This is a genomic window from Phenylobacterium sp. (genome assembly GCF_030645195.1).
Classification (GTDB): domain Bacteria; phylum Pseudomonadota; class Alphaproteobacteria; order Caulobacterales; family Caulobacteraceae; genus Phenylobacterium.
On record NZ_JAUSLW010000219.1, the window covers coordinates 1 to 2,937 of the forward strand.

The 2,937-nt window shown below is 66.9% G+C and carries 3 protein-coding genes; all 3 read right to left on the minus strand.

Features of this window, described 5'->3' with window-relative positions; genetic code table 11:
• The coding region (locus Q7T09_RS19905; protein ID WP_304701969.1) for a pyridoxamine 5'-phosphate oxidase family protein at positions 1 to 315 on the minus strand (315 nt) is incomplete at its 3' end.
• A 75-nt stretch (positions 316 to 390) separates the two neighbouring features.
• Positions 391 to 2,193, minus strand: a complete 1,803-nt coding sequence (locus tag Q7T09_RS19910) for a PAS domain-containing methyl-accepting chemotaxis protein (RefSeq protein WP_304701971.1) — start codon at positions 2,191 to 2,193, stop codon at positions 391 to 393.
• A 515-nt stretch (positions 2,194 to 2,708) separates the two neighbouring features.
• A partial coding sequence (locus Q7T09_RS19915) for an SH3 domain-containing protein (protein WP_304698018.1) occupies positions 2,709 to 2,937 on the minus strand: 229 nt, incomplete at its 5' end.

Here is a 2,937-nt window from a genome sequence, read left to right on the forward strand (position 1 = left end):
GAACAGCAGGCCGACCTGCGGATTGGCTGTCAGGTTGCCCAGGCTGCGGAACATGCCGTTGCCGTCGTAGTCGGGGAAGATCAGGGCGTCCGGGGCGATGACACGGGCGAAGCCCGCAGGCCCGCCCTTGAAGGAGCAGTCGGGCCGGCCCTGGTCGTCGGCGGTGGCCAGGAAGAAGAAGCTCTGCTGGGCGATGAAGGCTGAGTCGCGGTCGGTGAAGAGGTCGTGGCGCAGGGTCTCATCGAGCCGGTCGGCCAGGGCGCGGCTGCCGAAGGCCTCCTGCAGGCGCCTCTGGCCCTCGTGGTACATTGACATGGCCGGCTCCCCTTCCAAGCGGCGAGCTTAGAGCGTGACAGGCTGACGTGGATACCGGTTCAGGCGCCCATCAGCTCAGAACTCGGTCCACTCGCCGGCGGGCGCCTCGGCCACGGCCGCCGAGCCGAACGCCCCCCTCAGCCGTGCGCGTTGCCGAGCGACGGGATTGCGGGCGGTCGCATGCCGTTCGGGGTCGGCGAGCTCCAGGCGGGCAGCGCCATGAGCGTCGTCGCCGGACTGGAAGCGGCTGACAAGCCGCACCAGCTCCCGGGCCTCGCCGCGCAGGCTGGAGGCCGCCGCGGTGGCCTGCTCCACCATGGCGGCGTTCTGTTGGGTGACCTGGTCCATCTGGTTGACCGCGGTGTTGACCTGGGCGAGGCCGGTGGCCTGCTCCTGCGAGGACAGGGCGATCTCGGAGATCAGACCGTCGATCTCGGCCACCTTCTCGGCGATCCCCAGCAGGGTCTCACCGGTTTCGCCGACGAGCTTCACGCCCCGCTCGACCTGGGCGCCGGAGGTGGCGATCAAGGCCTTGATCTCCTTGGCCGCGTCGGCCGAGCGCTGGGCCAGCGCCCGGACCTCGGAGGCGACGACGGCGAAGCCGCGGCCCGCCTCGCCGGCGCGCGCGGCCTCGACCCCGGCGTTCAGGGCCAGCAGGTTGGTCTGGAAGGCGATCTCGTCGATGACCCCGATGATCTGGCTGATCTGCTTGGACGACCCTTCGATCTCACCCATGGCCGAGACCGCCTCGCGCACCACCTCGCCCGAACGCTGGGCTTCGGCGCGGGCGCTCGAGGCGGCGCCGGAGGCCTGCTTGGCGCCCGTCGCGCTGCGCCTGACGGTGGCGGTGATCTCGTCGAGGGCCGCGGCGGTCTCCTCCAGGCTGGCGGCCTGTTGTTCGGTGCGCCGGGAAAGGTCGTCCGAGGCGCTGGCGATCTCGTCGGCGCCGCCGCCGACGCTGGTGGTGGAGGCCATGACCGCGGTCATGGTCTCCTGCAGGGTGGTCATGGCCGCGTTGAAGTCGGTGCGCACCTTCTCGAAGGCCGGGTCGATGGCGCGGGTGATCCGGTAGCTGAGGTCGTTGTGGGCCAGCTTGGACAGGCCCCCGGCGATCTCGTCCACGGCCTTGACCCGGGCTGTGATGTCGGTGGCGAACTTGACCACCTTGAGGACCTTATTGTCAGCGTCGAGGATCGGATTGTAGGAGGCCTGGATCCAGACCTCGCGGCCGCCCTTGCCGATGCGCTTGAACTCCGCGGCCACGAATTCCCCGCCGTTCAGCCGTCGCCAGAAGTCATGATACTCCGCCGTCTGGGCGAAGGCGGGCTCGACGAACATCCGGTGGTGGCGGCCCTTGATCTCGGCGAGATCGTACCCCAGCGCCTTCAGGAAGTTGTCATTGGCGTCGAGGACTTCGCCGTCGACGGTGAACTCGATCGTGGCCTGGGCGCGGGAGATGGCCGCGATCTTGCCCGCGAAGTCGGCGTTGCGGAGTTTCTCGGCGGTGATGTCGGTGGCGACCTTGACGACCTTCTGGACGACGCCCTTGGCGTTCTTCACCGGGTTGTAGGAGGCCTGGATCCAGACCTCGCGGCCCCCCTTTGCGATGCGACGGTACTCTCGGGCGTCGAACTCCCCGCGGCCCAGCTTGGCCCAGAAGGCGGCGTAGTCGGGGCTGCGCACCACCTCAGGATCGACGAACAGGCTGTGGTGGCGGCCCTTGATCTCCGACAGGCTGTAGCCCAGGGCGGCGCAGAAGTTCTCGTTCGCCGTCAGAATATTTCCCTTGGGATCGAACTCGATGATGGCGAGGGATCGGCCAAGGGCCTCGAGCGTCGCCCCGGCGTTCCCGCCAGATCCCGTATGGATGCCAAACATGATGCCTCTCCCGACGTTCAAACAGCCGAGGTTTGCGCCCAAATGGTGTTGTCGGGCCAAGTTGATGGCCCAAGGCGGCATCGACCGATACGCGTCGTGTTAGGAGAGTTTCCGTAAACCAACCCCTAACGTGAAGAGCAGATCACAATTTCACGGCAACCACGCCAAGCCCATATTGAGTATGCGGCTCTATTGGGCCCAATTATTATCCCCGAAATGAGTATTGCGCCTTCCGCGTGTTGAAACGACAAATCAATCATAGGTATCGCGATCTGTCTGGGCGCCTCTGGCGTGATCGGGAGTCGAGGCAAGGTCCGGTCGAGAGGCCGCCATGGCGGCCCTATGCGGAGTCGAACCACCGACCCCCTGCAGGCCGTTCAGGCGCTCCCTCCTAGCGGGCTCCTAGACTCTGACCGTTTCAGATGGACTCATCTGAAACGGCAAGAAGGGGCTAGATTCAAAACATGAGAGCACGTCGGGCGGCGGAACCGGTATCCACTTCCGCCTGACGCGCTCTAGCGGGTCGGTTCGAGCTTGGTGTTGAGCACCCAGCCGACATTGTCGTTCTCGTCGGCGACCTCCCACCAGAGGCCGTCCTTGTTGCCGGTCGGATAGACCACCGAGCCCGGCGGCAGGGTGCGGACCACGGCGAACTTGGCGTCGGGGCCCTTGCGCAGGTTCAGGGCCGTCTGGGAGGTGAAGGTCTTGGACGGCGCGGCCTGGGCGGCGGGGACGCCGGTGTCC

Coding starts and splice junctions, on each gene's coding strand:
- Q7T09_RS19910 (WP_304701971.1), bottom strand. CDS start 2,193: ATGTTTGGCATCCATACGGGATCTGGCGGGAACGCCGGGGCGACGCTC.